This window comes from Halochromatium roseum (genome assembly GCF_016653315.1).
Classification (GTDB): Bacteria; Pseudomonadota; Gammaproteobacteria; order Chromatiales; family Chromatiaceae; genus Lamprobacter; species Lamprobacter roseus.
This window is the reverse complement of sequence record NZ_NHSH01000006.1, coordinates 1-19,567: the sequence shown is the minus strand read 5'-3', so window position 1 is coordinate 19,567 and position 19,567 is coordinate 1. Positions and strand designations below refer to the sequence as shown.

Below are 19,567 nucleotides of genomic sequence, written 5' to 3'. Positions count from 1 at the left end.
TCTTGGTGTCCGACTTCGTGTCCAACTTAGTGTCCGACCGATGCCGCGCCGCGTTCGCCGACCAGGTCGAAGTCGGTGAAGCGGGATAGCCGGAAGGGCTTGATCAGTTCGTGGTTTTGATCGTTGACCGCGGTCCAGGCCATGGTCTTGCCGCTGATCGGCGTGGCCTTGAAGCCCCAGGTGCCCCAGCCGGCATCCAGGTAGAAGCCGGTGATCGGGGTCGTGCCCATGATCGGCGCGAAGTCTGGGGTCATGTCACTCATGCCGGCCCATTGCCGCATCACCCGCAGCCGCCCGGTGAGCGGGAAGAGGTCGAGCAGCTTATCCGCCAATTCCTCGACGAAGCCGAAGCTCGAGCGGGTGCTGTGCAAGACGCTCGGGTCCACGGAGGCCCCCATCACCAGCTCCCCGCGGGAGGACTGACTCACATAGACGTGCAGACTGCCGGAGACGATGATGCTATTGAGAAAGGGCTTCACCGGCTCGGTGACGCAGGCCTGCAAAGGGAAGATCTCGATCGGTGTCTGCAGACCGACCATCTCGGTGATGCGCGGGGTGAAGCCAGCGACCATCGAGATCAGCTTGTCGCAGGCGATCTCGCCGCGGTTGGTCTGCACGCCCCGCACCCGTTCGCCCTCGACGCGGATGCCGGTGACGCGGGTCTTTTGGTGAATCTCGACGCCGCGCTGCCAGGCACCCCGACCATAGCCCCAGGCGACCGCATCATGCCGCGCGACGGCACCTGGGGCGTGCCACAAGGCACCCAGGACGGGCTGATCGCCACCGCAGTCTAGATCCATCTCCGGCACTGCCTTGGCGATGCGCTGACGGTCGACCAACTCGCTGTCGATGCCGAAGTGCTTATTGACCTCGGCACGCCAACGCATGGTACGCAGCGCGCTATCGGAGTGGGCTAGCGTGAAATGTCCGCGGGTGGAATAGAAGAGGTTAAGGTCGAGGTCTTCTGACAGATCCTGAAAGAGCTTCAAGCTCTGGTCATAGAACTGGACCCCCTCGGGGGTCAGATAGTTGGAGCGCACGATGGTGGTGTTGCGCCCGGTGTTGCCGCCACCTAGGTAGCCCTGCTCAAGCACTGCGACCCTCTTAACACCATGCTCGCGTGCTAGATAGTAGGCGCAGGCGAGACCGTGCCCGCCGCCCCCGATGATGACGATGTCATACTGATCGGCCAGTGGTTGCTCGGGCGGAAAGAAGCGGGGCTCGGCGTCGGTGCCGCGCAGGGCAAACTTCAACAGACGTAAGGGCATGACGCTGGCCTCAGGCAAACACGATGGTCTTGTTGTCGTGCACCAGCACCCGGTCTTCCAAGTGATAGCGCAGACCGCGGGCAAGCACCGTCTTCTCGACGTCCTTGCCCAGGCGGACCATGTCCTCGACCGTGTTGTGATGATTGACGCGCACCACGTCCTGCTCGATGATCGGGCCGGCATCGAGCTCACTGGTGACATAGTGGCAGGTGGCGCCGATCAACTTGACGCCGCGAGCGGATGCCTGGTGGTAGGGCTTGGCGCCGACGAACGAGGGCAGGAAGCTATGGTGAATGTTGATGATCGCGCTGGGATAGCGCTCACAGAGGTCGGGCGGAAGGATCTGCATATAACGCGCCAGCACCACCGCATCGGCACCCACCGTCTTGATCGTCTCGCTGACCGCCGCGAAGTGCGGGCCTTTGTCGCTGGGGTCGACCGGCAGATGGTGAAACGGGATGCCGTGCCATTCCACGTAGTCGCGCAGATCCTGATGATTGGACAACACGCAGGGGATATCAAACGCGAGCTCGCCGCTGCGCCAGCGGTAGAGCAGGTCTGATAGGCAATGCTCCTGTTTGCTAGCCATCAGTACGACCCGCTTGTTGACGCCGGTATCGTTGAGATACCAATGCATGCCAAAGCGCTCGGCGATGGGTTCGAAGTGCTGCCGAAACCCCACTAGGCCAAAGGGGAGTGAGCTTGCGCGCACCACATAGCGCATGAAGAACCACTGGCTAGCCGGGTCCGTATAGTGATGCGCCTCAGTGATCCAGCCCTGATGGTTGGCGATGAAATCACTGACGGCAGCGACGATGCCGACTTGGTCCGGACAGGAAATGACGAGGCGGTAGGATCTTTCCATCGTTGAGTCTGAAAATTTCTCAAAAGGAAATTTTATTGCATTTGAGGAATGCAACAACGTTGCCAAGTGTCTCTCGGTTCCTGACTCCAGCTGGTATCGGAGACCTTGGCGTTTGACGATCATCGCCCAGTCCTTGCTGCAGTGATTTGTTGCTGATGCTGTTTTTGGCAATCATCTGGACGCCCCGAGTAGGGTTCATTCGATGAGCGCGGTCGGGCTTATGCCTTTGCGGGCCGGCCCCTACCGCTGAATGGGTGATCTTTCCTGGTGCGAACATTATTTTCCTGCACTGATTTTGGGCGATGGGCCGGAACGGCGGCAAGAGGAGCGAGGCGTTGACTGATACCAGAGGCCGGAAGCGCCGCCAACCGGAGGGCGGTCTTGTTGAGGAGGGGCCGCTCGGCGCGCCGTCGATCAGCGAGACGCTGGCGCTGACCGGGTCAGGCGCCAAGTCAGCGCCAAGGCTGCGGCTTGAGCAGCACATTGCGCTGCAGGTCAAGCGCGAACGCGTCAGTCAGGGACTCAAGATCGCTGACGTGTCGCGGATCTCGGGGATTAGCCAGGGCATGGTGAGTAAGATCGAGAATGCCCAAGTCTCCACCAGTCTCGATACCCTGAGTCGGCTCTGCGACACCCTCGGTATGCCGCTCTCAAAGCTGTTTGCGGATTTTGATCGGGCCGATGGCCATGCTCAACTGATTCGCAGCGGTGAGGGGCTGGAGGTGGTGCGGCGCGGTACCGACAAGGGCCACACCTACCACCTGCTCAGTTACAAGCAAGGGCCGCGTAAGTTGTTCGAGCCTTTCCTGGTGACCATGGATGATGCCAGCGAGGTCTTCCCGAGCTTCTCCCATCCAGGTACCGAGTTCATTCATCTCCTCGAGGGACGTATCGAGTACCGGCACGGCAACCAGGTCTTCGGCATGGCTCCCGGTGACAGTCTCACCTTCGACGGCCAGATCCCCCATGGCCCGGAGCGTCTCATCGAGGTGCCGATTCGGATGCTCTCGGTGATCACCTACGCGGATGAATCCTGAAGCAGAGCGCGATCGGCACCGACCTGGCGCCTGGTGACGCCAACCAAGTTGTTTGCTGGCTCTTCATCAGGGATACCAGGGACTTTGGCTTGACTGAACCAGCCTGGGCTCCAGCTGCAGGCGCACTATTGACCGCCGATCGTGGTGGGTGAAGCCGTTTCTGGCATGTTCCTTGAAAGAAAAAAATCTGCCTTGCAGTGAATCGCTGGTCGAAGATGCTGAGGATCCTGCATGCAGGGTCTTCTCGCAGCCTTTGCTCGCTATCTGATCGCTGGCCTAGCGATCGGCTGTTTCACCCCCGCTGTCTAAACCGAACCGAGGGCGCATGCTGATGAGTGCAGAAGAGCTTGAACAGCTGAAATCGATGATCGAGATGTCAGGGACGGTCAACATGGAGGTCTATTATTGGTGGTGCACCGCCGTGATGGTCTTGATCCATGTCGGCTTCCTCGCCTACGAGATGGGCGCCTCGCGTCTCAAGAACACGCTGGCGTCGGGGGTGAAGAATATCCTCGCCTTCGCCTTCGTGATTCCGACCTTCTTCTTTTTTGGCTGGTTCATCTATCTCGGCTTCCCGGATGGGTTCAGTCTCCGCTTGGATGACGCGGCCGGTGGCATTCCCTGGGGCGAGTCGATGGGGCCGAACCTGAGCGACAACGCGACCGGCGTCTTCTGGGCCGCCTTCACGCTGTTCGCGGCGACGACAGCTTCGATCATGTCGGGCGCGGTGATCGAGCGCATCCGGCTGTCGGCCTTTCTGATCTTGGCGGTGTTGCTGGGCTCGGCGGTGTGGATACTGGGCGCTGCCTGGGGTTGGCATCCCGAGGGCTGGTTGACGCTGAAGCTCGGCTACCACGACACCGGCGCCGCAGGCGTTGTGCATATGGTGGCTGGCTTCTTTACCCTCGGCGTGTTGATCAATCTCGGCCCGCGCATCGGCCGCTTCGCGCCAGACGGGACCACACTGCCCATTGTCGGACACAGCACGCCGATGTCGCTGATCGGCTTGATGCTGATCATCGTCGGCTTCTTCGGCTTCATCGGGGGCTGCATCATCTACACCAGCGGTGATCAATGGGTGACGATCTACAACACGCCGGCCACACTATCGTCGTTCGCGTTCAATATCTTAATGGGCTTTGCAGGCGGAATCATCGGCGCCTACCTGATCACCCGCGATCCATTTTGGATGATGTCGGGTGGTCTGGCGGGCATTATCGCTGCAGCCTCCGGGATCGATCTCTACTATCCACCCCTTGCGTTCCTTATCGGCTTCATCGGTGGCGTCGTGATCGCCTATGCGGACAAGTTGCTGCAGAGGTTTCGTCTCGATGATGCGGTCGGCGCCTTTAGTGTGCACGGCGTTGGTGGTCTTATCGGTGTGCTCTCGGTGGGACTCTTCGCGGGCGGCTACCCGAATGTTGATGGTCCCGCGATCAGTCTGGGCGGACAGCTCGTAGGGGCGTTGGTGATGGCAGCGCTCGGCTTCATCCCTGGCTATCTGGTGTCGTTGCTGTTGAAGTCGATCGGTCTCTTGCGGGTGCCGGCGGAAGCAGAAGAGGCGGGGCTTGATATCACCGAGATCCCATCCCGCGCCTATCCAGAATCCTCAGGTCCGCCAGCGATCCCGCACGGTGCGGCGATGCCGCCGATTCAGGGCTGATGCCCTTCATCGGATGTGTAGGGCGTCTTGCCAACTGGCAAATAAGGCGCCTGTTCAAGATTAAGCTTCAGGAGATCAGGTTATGAATTCGAGTCCGATCACCAGTTGGGAAGGGGCGAGCGCCTACTTCACCTTTGCTGATAGTCCGGCCATGTTGGTCCTGCTGTTCTTGCTCTCGGTCCTCGTGACGGTTGGTGTGATCGCGGCCATGATGGTGCACGAGAAGCACAGCTTCCAGAGGGTCAAGAACGGCGGCTAGACTGGCTGCCGCTTGGCTGCGGCCGGCCTCCCGTCGGCTGCGGCCTCCTCAAGGCGCTCAGTTCTGCGGCGACTGCTGATGTCGCCTGACCGGCAGCGTCCTCCGCAACAAGCGACTGGAGTCCCAGCATGGCGACCTATCGCGCACGCCTTGGCACCACGAGCTATTGTTTCGAGGGATTGGGCGATCTACTGGCCAAGGCGAGCCCACTCAAGTCCGGTGATGGCCTGGCTGGGGTTGCAGCCCGCAGCGAAGAAGAGCGCATTGCCGCACGTTACGCACTCGCTGATCTTCCACTGAGCACCTTTCTGAACGAGGCGATCATCCCGTACGAGTCCGACGCGGTCACGCGCCTGATCCTGGATACCCACGATGCCGTCGCATTCCAACTGGTGGCATCCATGACGGTCGGCGAGTTTCGCGACTGGCTGCTGGCCTATGAGACTGATACGGCTTGCCTGTCGGCGCTGGCGCCAGGTTTGACACCGGAGATGGTCGCTGCTGTATCAAAACTGATGCGCAATCAGGATCTGATCCTGGTCGCGTCCAAGACCTCGGTGGTGACGCGCTTTCGCACCAGTATCGGGCTGCCGGGCCGGTTGTCGACCCGCTTGCAGCCCAACCATCCAACCGATGATGTGACTGGTATCGCCGCGTCCATCTTGGATGGGTTGCTGAACGGCTCGGGTGATGCGGTGATCGGCATCAACCCGGCCACAGACAATGTGCAGACAGCGACCCATCTGCTGCAGTTGCTCGATGAACTCAGGCTGCGCTTCGAGATGCCGGTGCAGTCCTGTGTGCTGGCGCATCTCACCAACACCTTGCTGGCTATCGAGCGGGGTGCGCCGGTTGATCTGGTGTTTCAGTCGATTGCCGGCACCGAGGGTGCGAACAATAGCTTTGGCATCAATCTCGCCCTGTTGCAGGAGGCGCTCGACGCGGGCCGGGCGCTTGGCCGCGGCAGCATCGGTAACAACCTGATGTATTTCGAGACAGGACAGGGCAGTGCCTTGTCCGCGAATGCGCATCACAACATCGATCAGCAAACCCTGGAAGCGCGCGCCTATGGTGTCGCGCGACAGTTCGAGCCATTGCTGGTCAATACGGTGGTCGGCTTCATCGGCCCCGAGTATCTCTACGACGGCAAGCAGATCATTCGTGCCGGACTCGAGGATCACTGTTGCGGCAAGCTCCTGGGTGTGCCCATGGGCTGTGACATCTGCTATACCAACCACGCCGAGGCCGATCAGAATGACATGGACAATCTGCTCACCCTGCTCGGCGTCGCGGGGGTCAATTTCATCATGGGCGTGCCTGGCGCTGACGACATCATGCTGTATTACCAGAGCACGTCGTTTCACGACGCCAACTACCTGCGCCAGGTGTTGAAGCGGCCTCCGGCGCCCGAGTTCGAGGCCTGGCTCGCCCGTATCGGCATCATCGATACGCATGGGCGTCTGGCCCCGCCGGGGCTTGCCGCCCCGCTGCTGCAGGCACTCGCACAGCAGACCGGAGACGAGCATCCATGACGCGATTAGCGACATTGCCGAGACTCGACTGTCCCAATGATCTGCGCACGCTGGCTGATCTCACCGCGGCACGCATCGGCCTCGCACGCAGCGGCAGCAGTCTCAGCACCTCTGAGTTGTTGGCCTTCGATCGAGACCACGCACGCGCCCGCGATGCGGTGCACCTGCCTTTCGATGTTCCTGCCATCGAGCAGGCGCTTCGCGTGCGCGGTCTCGACAGCATGGCGTTGCAGAGTGCCGCTCTGGACAGGGCCTGCTACCTTCAGCGTCCTGACTTGGGGCGGCGACTGAGCTCTGCGGGTCGTGCCGCGCTTCAGACACACAGGCAGTCGCAGGCGTCGTCCAGGTCTGCAACGGATGCGGCAGACCCAGACCATGCATCCAGTCGCACATTAGCGCCAGACGTGGCGGTGATCGTTGCTGACGGCCTGTCCGCGCGTGCGATCCATGACAACGCTGTGCCGTTTCTTGACGCCTGGCTGCCGCTAGCCAGATCCCAAGGCTGGCGCCTGGCCACAACGGTCGTAGCAAGCCAGGCGCGCGTCGCCCTAGCGGATGAGATCGGCGCAGCCTTGCGCGCGCGCCTATCGGTGATCTTGATCGGCGAGCGGCCCGGCCTGAGCGCCGCTGATAGCATGGGCATCTATCTCACCTACCAGCCGCGTCCCGGCCGAAACGATGCCGAACGTAACTGCATCTCCAATATTCGCACCGGCGGTCTCGCCTACGCCGAAGCCGCCCAACTGCTGACAGGGCTCATCGTGGGCGCTTTTCGCCAGGGGCTCAGCGGTGTCGGACTCAAGGATGATAGAACCCTGATCAACCCCCGGGCATTATCCTGAGAGGTGGAAGCGACGACGATCGCGTCTCGCTGCAGGCTTCCCATCGTTGTTCTCTGTTCGCCAGCGGCCATCTTTAGGAGGAGAATTGGCGCCCTTGGCTATAACCCTGGGCGATAACCTTTGGCTGCACCTCGTGCGGCTGGCAGGATTCGAAGAACCAGGTTCGGCAACAGGCGTTGCGATCCCGATCGATGGCGACGGAGACGGAGACGAGAATGACAACTGAGACCAATGCTTCACAGGCGAGCGACGAAGCGGGCCGCTTCACCATCCAGCTCGAGCAGCGCGAGGGCTTCGAGATCAATGTCGCCTTCGATTGGAAGCGCGCCGCCGATCTGCTGATGGATGAGCCACCGCCCTTGGGTGGCACCAATGGACCGAATGCCTCGCGGCTGCTCGCCGCCGCGGTCGGCAACTGTCTCTCGGCAAGTCTGCTCTACTGCATCGGCAAGGAGGAGCCGCCGGAGCAGAGCCTGCGCACCGAGGTCACCTGCGTGATGGTGCGTAACGAGAAGAAACGCTTGCGCATCGGCCGCATGGAGGTGCGCTTGATCGTTGCGCCGGCGCTGCTCGAATCAAAGCGGTTCGAGCGTTGCAAGACCCTGTTTGAAGACTTCTGCGTGGTCTCAGCCAGTGTCCGGGCCGGCATACCGATGAGCGTCTTGGTGCTCGATGAGGCGGGCAATCTGCTGCACCAGAGCGATTGATGCCGTTGTCTTGGATGCCTGTGTCTTGGCAACGAGTGGGCCGCCGGCGCCTGCTCCTGTTTGGCCAAGGCGAGGTGGCCGATGCCTGCGCGCGCGTGCTGCGAAGAGGCCCGGAACGGTTGATCAGGACCGAGGTTGCTGATCTTTCTCCGCAGGATCTTCTGGCTGCCGATGTCCTGCTGTTGGCGGGCCTGGCTGAACCACTTGCGTTGCTGACTGAATTGTCGGCGCGGCTCGGATGCGGACTGAAGGGACGGCGTCGACGCCAGCCATTGCGCATGCTGTTGATCGATGACGGCGCAGCGCCTGCGGCGAGCGACTTGGCCGAGGCGCGCGCACGCTGGCCGGACAATGTGCAATTCGAGCAAGTCTCGATCCCGACCGCCGCCGCGCGGCGTCTGCTGGCGAGCTGGCCCCTGCATTGGGGTGCTGACCCGCGGTTTGGCCAGCCGATTCATCTGGCTATCCTCGGCCGCAGCCGTTTCTCAGAGGCCCTATTGGTGCATGCGCTGCGCATCAGTGGCTACGGCGAGCAGCGCAGCTGCTTCACGCTGCTCAGCGAGGCCCCTGAGTCCTGGGAGCGCGCCTTTATCCAGGCCTATCCGCAGGCCCATGAGATCGCCGAGTTTCGGTTTAGATCCCTGGATGGGTTGGACTTGGCGAGTGTGCCGCCGATAACCGCGGCGATGGTCTGCTGCGAGCTTGCGCCCGCGGGAGCGGCGCAAATGCCGTCTGAGGTAGGCTCTGTGCCGGAGTCCTGGCCAGGCTCAGGGCCAGATTCCGAAGCTGAGGCACCAGCAGGCGCCCCAGTAGGGGCACCTGATGCTCTGAGCCAGGCGCGCACGCTGGCCGAGCGTCTGCTGGATATGCAGCAGTGCTCGCCGCCCATCTTCATCGAGATCGGCGATGCAACGCCCAATGGCGAGCTCAGCGATTGGGATGGACAGCTGATTCCGATCAGCTACCGCCAGCTGGCGCTCGATCGCGCGGTGTTGCTAGACGGCAAAGGCGATGAACTCGCGCAGGTGATCCACAACCACTATCGTGATACCACTGAGGCGCAGGGGCGTGATCCATCCCTTGAACCGGCCGGGAGACCCTGGTCGACACTGGCCTCATCCTATCGGGATGCGAATCGCCACCAAGCGGATCATCTCTGGGCCAAGCTGGCGATGACCGACTGCCAAGCGGTGCCGGAGAGCCAGGTCGAATCCTTCGCCTTCGCGCCGATCGAAGTCGAACGGCTGGCCGTGATCGAACACGGGCGCTGGGCCGCGGACCGCTGGCTGGACGGATGGTCCTATGCGCCGACGCGTGACAATCAGCGTAAGCACCACCCGCAGCTGATTCCCTATCAGCAACTGTCGGGGCCGATGAAGGATCTGGATCGATTTGCCGTACGTCTGGTGCCAACCCTGTTGGCGCGCTCTGGCCTTGGCGTGCTGCGCATGCTGTTGATCGGCCTGGCTCCCAATAGGGCGTCGCCGGGTGCTGAGCTACCAGCGGCGAGGATTGCCGTATTGATGCGGCGGGTATTGAGGCGATTGGTTTCACGCTATCCGGATCGCGCCTTGGTCATCGCGGCTACGCTTGAAGATCAAGCATCGAGGCGATTTGTTGATATCGCGATCAATGAGTTTGGTGCCAGCTTCTTCTTACTATTACCCCAGCCGCTGCCGGGTTTGCTCGAGGGTCTTGATGCGGCGTCGCGTCTGCAGACGCTGGCCTTGGTGGCTCGGGCTAGGCGCCGAATCTCGCTGTCACGCCCCGGCGACCTCGAGCGTTGGCTTGATCAACGTGCGGAGATTCTGGTCGAGCTTGGCGAGACCGGACAGCTGGCCAACCCAGGGGCCAACCCGGGAGAAGAGCACCACAAGCGGGTTCATATCGGCCCAAGCACCGGCCTGCAGTGGAATTTCGAGTATTAGCGAGGCTTTGCCGGGAGCTTAGGCGCTCGGTAGCAACTCGTGGAAATCTGCAGCGGCTGTCTGATCCGCTTTTGCCGAGAACCGGTATCCTTGATGCAAGCAGTAGCTAAGCCATTTCGAGACGAACAGATTGGCGCGCCACTTGGAGGCCAAGGCGGGCGCTTGGTAGTGACTCAGGATCGGGAGCACGGTTTGCCTGAGATTCAAGACCTCGACCTGCTCCGCATCGTGATAGGCGCGGAGCAGGGCATCGGGCTCCGACGGCTGCTGGTGCTGTGCGGTAGCCTCGACCTGGAGCAGGTGGGTCAGGCGCAGCGTCGTTGTGTAGGGAGATTGGTCGACGATGGAGAGTGTTAGCTCCGCGATGCGCTCAGGCTGCGAGCGCAGTTGTCCTGTCAGCTGAGGGAGGTTGGGCGCCAGCCTCATCAGCGCCGCATAATTCTCTTCGCACAGGCTCATCAAGCCGCCGACGTTGGTCGCGGGCATCAGCAGAGCGAGACGAGAAAAGACGAGCTTGGATGCCTGCATCGCGAGTGCGTTTACCCTGAAACAAGCGCCTCATCACCAGGGCTGGTGACGCGCTGCGAATAAGCCCTTAGCCCGGCCGCTTTAGCGGCCGGTTGGGCGCTTGCCGGCCCGGCCAATCGGGGGGTGATGCGCCGAGCTACCTCAGGCTGTGTCGCCTTGCTGTTTGGCGATATCGGCGCGGACCTGTTCCATATCCAGCTCCTTGGCCTTGCCGATCAGTTCGCGGAAGGAACTCTCGGGAAGCGCGCCAGGCTGGGAGAAGATGATCACATTGTCGCGGAAGATCATCAGCGTTGGAATCGACCGGATCTGGAAGTGGGCAGCAATACCTTGTGCCTCTTCCGTGTTGACCTTGGCGAAGACGATATCCTCGTGATCGTTCGAGACCTTTTCGAACACCGGCGCGAAGGAACGGCAAGGACCGCACCAGGTTGCCCAGAAGTCGACGATGACGAACGGGTTATCGTTGATAGTCTGCTCGAAGGTCTGCTCGTTGAGCTCTACGACGGCCATGAGCGGCTCCTCTGTCGCTGAAAAGTAGGCGGCAGTCTAACAGAATCCTTGAACCTCCCGTTGGTTTCCGCTTGGTTTCCGCCTTTAGAGCGCGGTCATTCGCTGTGCTTGTGTGTCATGGCGACACTGAAGTCGCCTGACAGATAGCCCTCGACGATCTCTACCTCTAGGTCCATTTCTGCGGCCCAGTTCTCGACCGCTTCGGGCATCAAATAGTTGAAGGTCAGTGATTGGTGATCGCCCTTGAGCAGGTTGAACACCAACCCTCGCCGCGCTGCGCTGAGGCAGCGCGTGATGAACAAACCGGTTTCTTCGTGTGTCAAGAGCGCCATGGCGCCGCTCGCGAGATACCAGTCGGCCTCCGGGATGGGGTCACTGAGCACGTCTCGGTGCAGGATTGTGCAGCCAGTGCGCGCCCGCGCGCGGTCGACCATCGTTAGTACGGCGTCGAGGCCAATGTACTGGCGCGGCAGATCGTTGCGCGCGACGAGGAAGGCATGGAGATCGCCGAGGCCACAGCCGACGTCGACCAGCGAGATGGGCGAGAGATCGGCTGGCAGCAGGTCACGCAGGACGGCAAAGCGGATCTGCTGGCTCTCGGCGGACCGCCAGTGTACGCCTTCTGCGTTCTCGCCGTAGCGCGCTAACGCCTGGCGGTAAAAGCTCTCGGTATCGACGCGCGGCATAAACATCCTCTCGCAAAAAAGTTGAGCGTTTTGCTTGACAATTGACGATTGAAAAACCACGTACCCAGCTGGAGTAAGGCTGCGTCAACCTTAAGGCATCACACCATGAGACTCTCTACCAAGGGCCGCTATGCCGTCACTGCTATGCTCGATCTTGCGCTGAACTCGGGCAGAGGGCCGGTGACACTGGCCGATATCTCGGTCAACCAGGGTATCTCTTTGTCTTATCTCGAGCAGCTGTTTGCGGCGTTGCGCGCGAAACAGCTCGTGCGTGGGATTCGAGGTCCTGGGGGTGGATACTATCTCGGCAAGTCCGCCGATGAGATCACGATCGCGGATGTCATCTGTGCTGTCGACGAGTGGGTCGAGTTTACCCGCTGTGGTGGCCGAGAGAACTGCCGCGGCGGTGAGCGCTGCCTCACTCACAGTCTTTGGGACCAGCTCAGCGATGAGATCTTCACCTTCCTCAGTGAAATCTCGCTTGCTGACCTGGTGGAGCGCGGTCAGCGCAAGCTGCGGCAGGGCGAGCGGGTCGACAATCGTTCAGTGGCGGTCCGCAAGCAGCGCGCTGCCTAGAGATCGCTTGGGTCGGCCGGGTCCGCCGATTGCCAGATCTGGCCGGCCAGGGCTGATGCGCTCTATTCGGGGGTCGATGAGTGAGCCTGTCAGTGCCAGTGGCAGCAGCCCTTCAGCTTGGCCTAGATCAGCTCTTCGGCTCATCCTGTCGGCAGTCGAATCCCTGCTGATGCTATCCTTACAGATTCGGCCCGCTTCGAACCCATCCTAACCGGCGACCTAGGCCGCGGGCGTTACCGTACTGTTTCAGCGCGTCGTCTTTCATCGCTGCGCTGATAGCAGCACTTTAGCAGCACTGTAGCAGCACTATAGCTGCGCAGCGCCGAGCGGAGTCCCAGGCATCAGCGAGAGCCCCTGTCATCATGCAGGTCACCATGCAGGTTGAAACCGATGAGCTGCTGACGATTCAGGACCTCGTTCGCTGGGGTGCCTGTCGCTTCATTGAGGCCGGGCTACACTTCGGCCATGGCACTGATAATGCATTCGATGAGGCTGCCTGGCTGGTCGCCGATGCACTCAAGATGCCGGTGGCGCTGATCGCCGACTATGGCCAGTGCCGCGTCACGGCCTCGGAACGCGAAGCAATCACTGCGCTACTCGCACGGCGTGTCGACGAGCGTCGGCCCTCCGCCTACCTCACCGGCCGCACCTGGTTCGCTGGTCTGGAGATGATCGTCTCCGATCAGGTTATGGTGCCGCGCTCTCCGCTTGCTGAGCTGGTCAGCGAGGGCTTCGCGCCCTGGATCGATCCGGCTCAGGTTGGCCGTGTGCTCGATCTCTGCGCCGGCAGTGGCTGTATCGGCATCGCCACGGCCATGCATCTGCCAGACACGGATGTTGATCTCGCTGACATCTCGCCCGCCGCGCTGCGGGTGGCGATGCGCAATCGCGCCCTTCATGGTCTCGAGGAGCGGGTTCGGATCATCGAGTCGGATCTCTTTGCCGCGATCGATGACGAGGCCGTTTACGATGTCATCGTCTCCAACCCACCCTATGTTGCCGCGGCAGAGCTCGAGTCATTACCTGCTGAGTATCGGCATGAGCCTCAGCTGGCGTTTGCCGCTGGTGAGTCAGGGCTTGATCTGGTCTTACGCATCCTGCGCGACGCTCCGGACTTCCTGGCTGATGACGGTCTCTTGATCGTAGAGGTTGGCAGCGCGGCGGAAACCCTGCAGGATCGGTTCCCCGGCGTGCAGTTCACCTGGCTCGAATTCGAGCGCGGCGGCGACGGCGTGTTTCTGATGCGTCGCCAAGAGCTCGTCGACGCGCATGCGGACTTTGCTGAGGCTGTCGCTGGCTCCTGAGTGCCGACGCCGCGGCCGCGGCGTTTGCAACGGCGCGATCGGCGACAGAGCCTGGCATCGGCGGCGTCGCTCGGGTCCAACTCGAGATGGGTCCAACACGACATCTTGAACCATACAACGCAACGAGGCCCGCTGCTGGTGCCTTGAGGTAGACGATAACAATGCTTGAAAACACCACCATGACCGAAGCACCCGGTGAGCAGCAACGCAGTCAAGGCGCTGCTGGGGCTGCTCGCTCCTTGGCCAGCGAGGGCGCTGCCGATCAGCGCACCGTGTTCGATCTGGCGCTGATCCAGCGTTACGACCAGAGCGGTCCGCGCTATACCTCTTATCCGACCGCGCTCGAGTTCGATCCGGCCTTCGATGAGAACCGCTACAAGCAGGTCTGCCAAGCGACCAACGCCAGCGGTCGGCCGTTATCGCTCTACTTCCACATCCCGTTTTGCGACACGGTCTGCTTCTACTGCGCCTGCAATAAGATCGCAACCAAGGACCGCACCATGGTGCAGCCGTACCTCGAGCGGGTCTATAAAGAGCTGGCGATGCAGTCGGCGTTGTTCGACGACGACCGCGTGGTCGAGCAATTGCACTGGGGCGGCGGCACGCCGACCTTCATCAGCGCGGCGCAGATGCGCGAGCTGATGGCCGAGACGCGTAAGCACTTCAAGCTGGCTGACGACGAGGTCGGCGAGTACTCGATCGAGATCGACCCACGCGAGGCCAAGGGCGATACCATCGCGCTGCTACGCGAGATCGGTTTCAACCGCATGAGCCTTGGCGTGCAAGATTTCGACCCCCGGGTGCAGAAGGCGGTGAACCGCGTGCAGAGCGAGGACGAGACCTTCGCTGTGCTCGAGGCCGCGCGCTCCGAGGGCTTCCGCTCGATCAGCATCGATCTGATCTACGGTCTGCCGTATCAGACTGCCGAAAGTTTCCTGGAAACCCTCGATAAGATCATCGCCGTCGGCCCCGAGCGCCTGTCGGTGTTCAACTACGCGCATCTGCCGCGCCGCTTCATGCCGCAGCGCCGGATCGACGAGGAGCAGCTGCCACCGCCGCAGGTCAAGCTCGAGATCCTGCAAGCGACCACCGAGCGCCTGGCCGAGGCCGGCTGGCTCTATATCGGCATGGATCACTTCGCCCGCCCCGATGACGAGCTGGCGCTGGCGCAGCGCAACGGCACCCTCTACCGCAACTTCCAGGGCTATTCGACCCATGCCGACTGCGATCTGATCGGCATCGGCGTGACCTCGATCGGCAAGGTCGGCGCCACCTACGGCCAGAACCGGCGCGAGCTAGATGAGTACTACGCCGACATCGACGCCGGCCGGCTGCCGGTGTTCCGTGGCATCGAGCTGAGCCGCGATGATGAGATCCGTCGCGACGTAATCACCCGGCTGATCTGTCACTTCAAGCTCGACTTCAGCGAGATCGAGCGCGCTTGGGAGCTAAATTTCCAGGATTACTTCGGCCGTGATCTCGCCAAGCTCAAGGGCATGCAGGCCGACGGCTTGCTCGAGATCGATGGCAGCGGCATCCGCGTGTTGCCCAAGGGTCGCATGCTGATCCGCAACATCTGCATGGCCTTCGATGCCTACATGGAGGCCAAGCAGGGGCAAGGTGGTTTCTCGAAGGTGATCTAGGGTGATCTGGAGTGGCGAACGGCGACCAGCCGCTCTGCACTGGCAAGCGCGGCGGAAGAGCGAGATTCAGAGTGGCCGGAAGCGGAAGGGCGGGCATGAGCGAAAGTCTATCGACGTTGTTTCGGCGCGCCGTTGGGCGCTGGGCCGATGCACCAGCCGTGCTCACGGATCCCGTCTGGAGCTATCGGCGCTTGGACCAGACCTCCGATGCGATTGCCGTTGGGTTGCAGCGGAATGGGGTTGAGCTGGGGGAGCGGGTCGCGTTGCTTTGCCCGAATGGGGCCGAGTTTGTCGTCGCCTATCTCGGGATTCTCAAGGCGGGGGCGATCGTCGTGCCCATCAATCTGCTCTTGAATCCGGCCGCGGTCGCCTTTCAGCTGCGGGACTGCGACTGCCGGACACTCATGGCGCATGTGGCGATGGCCGAGACGGCGCGCGCGGCACTGGCTGATGCGCCTGGCGTTCGGCTGCGGATTGGCATCGGCGGCGATCTGGGGTGCAATGAGCCAGATGTTGATGAGCGGGAAAGGCTGGATGCGCATGCTCTGCGGTCGGGCATCTTGGTGATGGAGGGGATGGTTGCGGAGTCGGCAGCGCCGCCTGAGATCAAGCGATCAGGATCAGACGATGCGGTGATCCTCTACACTTCTGGAACCACTGGCCGTCCCAAAGGCGCCGTGCTCACCCATGGCAACCTGGCGGCGAATGTTCAGGCCGTCGCCGAGGTGCTGGCCCTAGAGCCGGAGCGCGATCGGTTTCTGGTCGTGCTGCCGATGTTCCACGCCTTTGCCGCGACCGTTGGCCTGCTCACGCCACTGCTCAGCGGCACTGCCCTGATTCCGGTGCCGCGCTTTGATCCACAGCTGATCGTCCAAGGGATCGCCACGCATCGGGCGACCCTCTTTCTCGGCGTACCCAGCCTCTATGCGCTCTTGTTGCGCCTACCCGAGGAACAGGTTGCCGCTTGGTCCAGTGTTCGGCTCTGCATCTCTGGCGGTGCCGCAATGCCGCAAGCGGTGATGGAACAGTTCGAGCAGCGTTTCGGCGTGCCAATCCTAGAAGGCGATGGTCCGACCGAATGCGGCCCGGTCACCGCCGTGAATCCGCCAGCGGGGCCACGTCAGCCGGCGTCGATCGGTCCGCCGATTCCCGGCGTCGAGATGCGGATTTGCGATGCGGACGGCAACGCGTTGCCGAACGGCGAGCATGGTGAGGTCTGCGTGCGTGGACCGAGCGTGATGCGCGGTTATTGGAATCTGCCGGAGGCGACCGCCGAGAGCTTCTTCGGCGATTGGTTTCGCACCGGCGACCTCGGCCGGCGCGACGATGCGGGCTGGTTCTATCTGGTCGATCGGATCAAGGATCTGATCATCACCAATGGCATGAACGTCTATCCGCGCATCGTCGAGGAGGCCTTGATGAGGTATCCGGGGGTTGCCGAAGCAGCCGTCGTTGGTGAGCCTCATCCCGCCCATGGTGAGATCGTGATCGCCCATCTGGTGGCGCTACCTGGGCAGACGATCGACGTCGTTAACCTGAAGCGATGGTGCCGCGAGCATCTAGGCCGCCACGAGCAGCCGCGCCGAATCGAGCTGCGTGACAGCATGCCGAAGAACGCGGCCGGTAAGATCTTGAAGCGTGAACTGCGACTGAGCGGTGAGCACGAGCGCGGAGTCGCGTTTACCTAGACCGGCGCCATGATCGACCTCTCCGTCTATCTGATCACCGACGCCGTGCTCTGCGCCCGAGCCGGCTTGCTTGCGACCGTTGCCGCTGCCCTGCGTGGCGGGACGACCGCGGTGCAACTGCGTGACAAGCAGGCTTCCGATGCCGCGCTGATCGAGCAGGGCAAGGCGATCAAGTCCCTGCTGCGCGGTACCCAAGTGCCGCTGATCGTCAATGACCGGCTCAAGGTCGCCGTCGCCATTGGGGCCGATGGGCTGCATCTTGGGCAGTCGGACGGCGATGTCGCTGAGGCGCGCGCGGTCTTGGGTGCCGAGGCCATCTTGGGGCTGTCGGTGCAGCGCCTTGAGCAGTTGGAGGCGCCGGAGCTGAGTCTGGTCGATTACCTTGGCGTCGGACCGGTGTTTGCCACGGCGACCAAACCCGATCATTCATCACCACTCGGTTTTGATGGGCTCGCGGCGATCTGTGCGCAGAGCCCATTGCCGGTCGTGGCCATCGGTGGCCTGAGTGCCGAGCATGCCGCGTCGATCTGGTCCGCTGGTGGGGCTGGTATGTCAGTGGTCTCGGCGATTTGTGCCGCATCGGACCCCGAGCGAGCGACGCGCGAGATCGCAGAGGCTTGGAGGGTCGCGCGCCTCGGCAGCACCGATGCGAATTCGCTTTACAGGCTTTAACAGCTGCCAAGCTCAAGCCGCGATGCCCGCAGTGGTCAGCGCCGAATCGAAGCAAGAAGCAGCCTCTGAATCGATTTCGCGCGTCGGCGGGACGTTGCGGGATACCAAGCATTTTGCGGATGTTACCCCGCAGTGTCACGGTATCTACCACCGCGTTGTCCAGGCTAAGTTCCCGTGATAGGTTGGGCGGAAACTAGACAATCACTGGTTAGGCCAAAAAGGTACTTTTATGAGAACATTCGAAGAAATTAAGATAGAAATCGAAGGCCTTCCTTATCGTGAATATATGAAACTGATGCACTGGTTATCCGAGCACGATTGGGAAACGTGGGATGAGCTGGGTGACCGCGGGTGAGTGATCACCCACGGTCACCCGGCCACGGTTCAATGGAAATCGAAAAATACATTAAGTTATCAAGGCATAACAAGACAAATCACCGCCAGCCAACGCTCGTAATTCGCGCGGTTGATTTGTAGCGTCATACGTAATGACAGGTCATAAGCATAATTCAAACTATTGCCGAATCATGGAGCTGGAGACACAATAATGACGACGGATTACATTGCTGATTTGCAAGATAAGCCGGTGTCTAGAGAAGATCAAACAAAAGTGCATGGCACGTTTTTATTGGGCGTAGCAGATACATTTTACAGTATCAGCGCGCTCAGTTCGTATGACATTGACTCCCTAATCCAAGATGTTTCCGCAGAGGGTTGGTATCCGATTTCTCATTTGAAGCAATTGTTTAAAGCGCTGAGGGAAACTGAATATTACCATCCGACGCTGCTTTATCAGGCGGGACAAAAATTCGTTCTCTCTTGGTATGAAAACGGCGGTCGGGAGTTGAGGTGGGGTAGTATTGGACAAATCAAAATGCAAGATAATTCGCAAAGCCTTAAACTAGTTTTTAGGGATTATGACGCTGAAAAACTTTTTACCCGGCTTGTCGAACTGGATGAAGAAAAAGGTTATGCAGTTCTCGAAGTGGCACACATGTTACCATTGGATTTTACAAGAGGTGTTTTTTATCATGGCACCTTCTTATGGGGAGATCTGTTGTGGCTGGATCTGGAAACCGAAATCCTTTCGCAAGAACAGGATTTTATCCATGCCAGACTTACTTATCATTTCAAAAAGCAGGATTACAAATACTCGAACCAGAGTATTGATGAAACTATTGATCAACTTGTCATCGATCAGCCTGCTGATATATCGCCTGAGCTGGCGCAAACTTTAGCCTGGAAACTCAAAGGAATGTCTGCGCAGTTTGCTATTGAAAAGCAGATTAATGAAAAATCCTCTGAGATGTTGGGCAAAGCCCTGAGAGAGCAGGTTAGGATACGAGCTGATCTTGAAAAGGCAAACCAAGTTATCCGCCTACAATCTATTCGCGATTCCCTGACCGGGTTATATAATAAAAAGCATTTTTTCGAAGCTTTTGACAATTTATGGCTCCGCAGCATGCGCCAACAGGAAAGAGTCACGATCTATATGATCGATGTCGATTTTTTTAAAAAGTATAATGATAGCTATGGTCATCTCAAAGGGGATGCCGCCTTGCAAAGAGTTGCCGATTGCATCAAACAGAATTTTAAACGCCGCGAAGATATAGTTGCCCGTTTCGGGGGTGAGGAATTTATTGTTGCGACAACAGATGCTACGAACAAGCAGACAAATGCGCTGGCGGGGAATTTGATCAATAAAGTGAAAGGAGCTAACATACCGAACAGACTTGTGACCAAATAATAATCGTTTTCTCATTGAAAAACATAGTTATTTTTGAGGTTGGCCAACCCTGCAACGACCAAGATCACCTGATCAGCCATGCGAGTAGCACGATTTCTGAACGTGTTGG

At 60.3% G+C, this 19,567-nt stretch carries 18 protein-coding genes; 13 read left to right on the top strand and 5 right to left on the bottom strand.

What is annotated here, in order from left to right:
* Positions 1–26 precede the first annotated feature (26 nt).
* Together CCR96_RS00325 and purU are read right to left on the bottom strand one after the other, a co-directional pair.
* Positions 27–1,268 carry an FAD-dependent oxidoreductase gene (locus CCR96_RS00325; protein WP_201215049.1) on the bottom strand — a complete coding sequence of 414 codons (1,242 nt, stop codon included), beginning with the start codon at positions 1,266–1,268 and terminating at the stop codon, positions 27–29.
* Between the two features lie 10 nt (positions 1,269–1,278).
* Positions 1,279–2,133 carry a formyltetrahydrofolate deformylase gene (gene purU / locus CCR96_RS00320; protein ID WP_201215048.1) on the bottom strand — a complete coding sequence of 285 codons (855 nt, stop codon included), beginning with the start codon at positions 2,131–2,133 and terminating at the stop codon, positions 1,279–1,281.
* A 335-nt stretch (positions 2,134–2,468) separates the two neighbouring features.
* On the opposite strand from purU, the gene CCR96_RS00315 reads away from it, so the two are divergent.
* From CCR96_RS00315 to CCR96_RS00285, 7 genes are all read left to right on the top strand, one after another.
* Positions 2,469–3,170, top strand: a complete 702-nt coding sequence (locus CCR96_RS00315; RefSeq protein ID WP_242518251.1) for a helix-turn-helix domain-containing protein — start codon at positions 2,469–2,471, stop codon at positions 3,168–3,170.
* A 331-nt stretch (positions 3,171–3,501) separates the two neighbouring features.
* Positions 3,502–4,833 (top strand): ammonium transporter, encoded by a 1,332-nt coding sequence (locus CCR96_RS00310; RefSeq protein WP_201215046.1) that lies wholly within the window; start codon positions 3,502–3,504, stop codon positions 4,831–4,833.
* An 82-nt stretch (positions 4,834–4,915) separates the two neighbouring features.
* Positions 4,916–5,092, top strand: a complete 177-nt coding sequence (locus CCR96_RS00305) for a hypothetical protein (protein WP_201215045.1) — start codon at positions 4,916–4,918, stop codon at positions 5,090–5,092.
* A gap of 128 nt (positions 5,093–5,220) precedes the next feature.
* Positions 5,221–6,624, top strand: coding sequence for an ethanolamine ammonia-lyase subunit EutB (locus CCR96_RS00300; protein ID WP_201215044.1), 1,404 nt, complete (start codon positions 5,221–5,223; stop codon positions 6,622–6,624).
* Positions 6,621–7,466, top strand: coding sequence for an ethanolamine ammonia-lyase subunit EutC (eutC, locus tag CCR96_RS00295; protein ID WP_201215043.1), 846 nt, complete (start codon positions 6,621–6,623; stop codon positions 7,464–7,466). Before CCR96_RS00300 ends, eutC begins: the two co-directional genes overlap by 4 nt.
* Positions 7,467–7,681: 215 nt before the next feature.
* Positions 7,682–8,173: an OsmC family protein gene (locus tag CCR96_RS00290; RefSeq protein ID WP_201215042.1), complete on the top strand. Its 492-nt coding sequence runs from the start codon at positions 7,682–7,684 to the stop codon at positions 8,171–8,173.
* Complete coding sequence (locus CCR96_RS00285; protein WP_242518250.1) at positions 8,173–10,101, top strand: RyR domain-containing protein; 1,929 nt, start codon at positions 8,173–8,175, stop codon at positions 10,099–10,101. Before CCR96_RS00290 ends, CCR96_RS00285 begins: the two co-directional genes overlap by 1 nt.
* A gap of 18 nt (positions 10,102–10,119) precedes the next feature.
* Here CCR96_RS00285 and CCR96_RS00280 read toward each other — a convergent pair whose 3' ends face one another.
* The 3 genes from CCR96_RS00280 to CCR96_RS00270 form a co-directional block, all read right to left on the bottom strand.
* Entirely contained in the window at positions 10,120–10,587 is a 468-nt protein-coding gene (locus CCR96_RS00280; protein ID WP_242518248.1) for a DUF1249 domain-containing protein, read from the bottom strand.
* A gap of 183 nt (positions 10,588–10,770) precedes the next feature.
* Positions 10,771–11,142: a thioredoxin gene (gene trxA / locus CCR96_RS00275; protein WP_201215040.1), complete on the bottom strand. Its 372-nt coding sequence runs from the start codon at positions 11,140–11,142 to the stop codon at positions 10,771–10,773.
* Between the two features lie 95 nt (positions 11,143–11,237).
* Positions 11,238–11,828 (bottom strand): methyltransferase domain-containing protein, encoded by a 591-nt coding sequence (locus tag CCR96_RS00270; RefSeq protein ID WP_201215039.1) that lies wholly within the window; start codon positions 11,826–11,828, stop codon positions 11,238–11,240.
* 105 nt (positions 11,829–11,933) lie between these two features.
* Between CCR96_RS00270 and CCR96_RS00265 the strand changes: the two genes are divergently transcribed.
* From CCR96_RS00265 to CCR96_RS00240, 6 genes are all read left to right on the top strand, one after another.
* On the top strand, positions 11,934–12,404 hold the full coding sequence (locus CCR96_RS00265; protein WP_201215038.1) for an Rrf2 family transcriptional regulator: 471 nt from the start codon (positions 11,934–11,936) through the stop codon (positions 12,402–12,404).
* Between the two features lie 374 nt (positions 12,405–12,778).
* Positions 12,779–13,708, top strand: coding sequence for a 50S ribosomal protein L3 N(5)-glutamine methyltransferase (prmB, locus tag CCR96_RS00260; RefSeq protein ID WP_201215037.1), 930 nt, complete (start codon positions 12,779–12,781; stop codon positions 13,706–13,708).
* 161 nt (positions 13,709–13,869) lie between these two features.
* Positions 13,870–15,351, top strand: coding sequence for an oxygen-independent coproporphyrinogen III oxidase (gene hemN, locus CCR96_RS00255; protein ID WP_242518246.1), 1,482 nt, complete (start codon positions 13,870–13,872; stop codon positions 15,349–15,351).
* A gap of 95 nt (positions 15,352–15,446) precedes the next feature.
* Complete coding sequence (locus CCR96_RS00250) at positions 15,447–17,039, top strand: long-chain-fatty-acid--CoA ligase (protein ID WP_201215036.1); 1,593 nt, start codon at positions 15,447–15,449, stop codon at positions 17,037–17,039.
* 9 nt (positions 17,040–17,048) lie between these two features.
* Positions 17,049–17,711, top strand: a complete 663-nt coding sequence (gene thiE / locus CCR96_RS00245) for a thiamine phosphate synthase (protein WP_201215035.1) — start codon at positions 17,049–17,051, stop codon at positions 17,709–17,711.
* 547 nt (positions 17,712–18,258) lie between these two features.
* Positions 18,259–19,458: a GGDEF domain-containing protein gene (locus CCR96_RS00240; RefSeq protein WP_201215034.1), complete on the top strand. Its 1,200-nt coding sequence runs from the start codon at positions 18,259–18,261 to the stop codon at positions 19,456–19,458.
* The last annotated feature ends 109 nt before the right edge of the window (positions 19,459–19,567 follow it).

Excerpts from the sequence above, each read along its gene's own strand:
- purU (WP_201215048.1), bottom strand. The coding sequence starts at position 2,133 with ATGGAAAGATCCTACCGCCTCGTCATTTCCTGTCCGGACCAAGTCGGC.
- thiE (WP_201215035.1), top strand. The coding sequence starts at position 17,049 with ATGATCGACCTCTCCGTCTATCTGATCACCGACGCCGTGCTCTGCGCC.
- hemN (WP_242518246.1), top strand. The coding sequence starts at position 13,870 with ATGCTTGAAAACACCACCATGACCGAAGCACCCGGTGAGCAGCAACGC.
- CCR96_RS00265 (WP_201215038.1), top strand. The coding sequence starts at position 11,934 with ATGAGACTCTCTACCAAGGGCCGCTATGCCGTCACTGCTATGCTCGAT.
- CCR96_RS00325 (WP_201215049.1), bottom strand. The coding sequence starts at position 1,268 with ATGCCCTTACGTCTGTTGAAGTTTGCCCTGCGCGGCACCGACGCCGAG.
- CCR96_RS00300 (WP_201215044.1), top strand. The coding sequence starts at position 5,221 with ATGGCGACCTATCGCGCACGCCTTGGCACCACGAGCTATTGTTTCGAG.
- CCR96_RS00290 (WP_201215042.1), top strand. The coding sequence starts at position 7,682 with ATGACAACTGAGACCAATGCTTCACAGGCGAGCGACGAAGCGGGCCGC.
- prmB (WP_201215037.1), top strand. The coding sequence starts at position 12,779 with ATGCAGGTTGAAACCGATGAGCTGCTGACGATTCAGGACCTCGTTCGC.
- CCR96_RS00305 (WP_201215045.1), top strand. The coding sequence starts at position 4,916 with ATGAATTCGAGTCCGATCACCAGTTGGGAAGGGGCGAGCGCCTACTTC.
- CCR96_RS00285 (WP_242518250.1), top strand. The coding sequence starts at position 8,173 with ATGCCGTTGTCTTGGATGCCTGTGTCTTGGCAACGAGTGGGCCGCCGG.
- CCR96_RS00270 (WP_201215039.1), bottom strand. The coding sequence starts at position 11,828 with ATGCCGCGCGTCGATACCGAGAGCTTTTACCGCCAGGCGTTAGCGCGC.
- CCR96_RS00250 (WP_201215036.1), top strand. The coding sequence starts at position 15,447 with ATGAGCGAAAGTCTATCGACGTTGTTTCGGCGCGCCGTTGGGCGCTGG.
- trxA (WP_201215040.1), bottom strand. The coding sequence starts at position 11,142 with ATGGCCGTCGTAGAGCTCAACGAGCAGACCTTCGAGCAGACTATCAAC.
- eutC (WP_201215043.1), top strand. The coding sequence starts at position 6,621 with ATGACGCGATTAGCGACATTGCCGAGACTCGACTGTCCCAATGATCTG.
- CCR96_RS00240 (WP_201215034.1), top strand. The coding sequence starts at position 18,259 with ATGACGACGGATTACATTGCTGATTTGCAAGATAAGCCGGTGTCTAGA.
- CCR96_RS00310 (WP_201215046.1), top strand. The coding sequence starts at position 3,502 with ATGAGTGCAGAAGAGCTTGAACAGCTGAAATCGATGATCGAGATGTCA.
- CCR96_RS00280 (WP_242518248.1), bottom strand. The coding sequence starts at position 10,587 with ATGCCCGCGACCAACGTCGGCGGCTTGATGAGCCTGTGCGAAGAGAAT.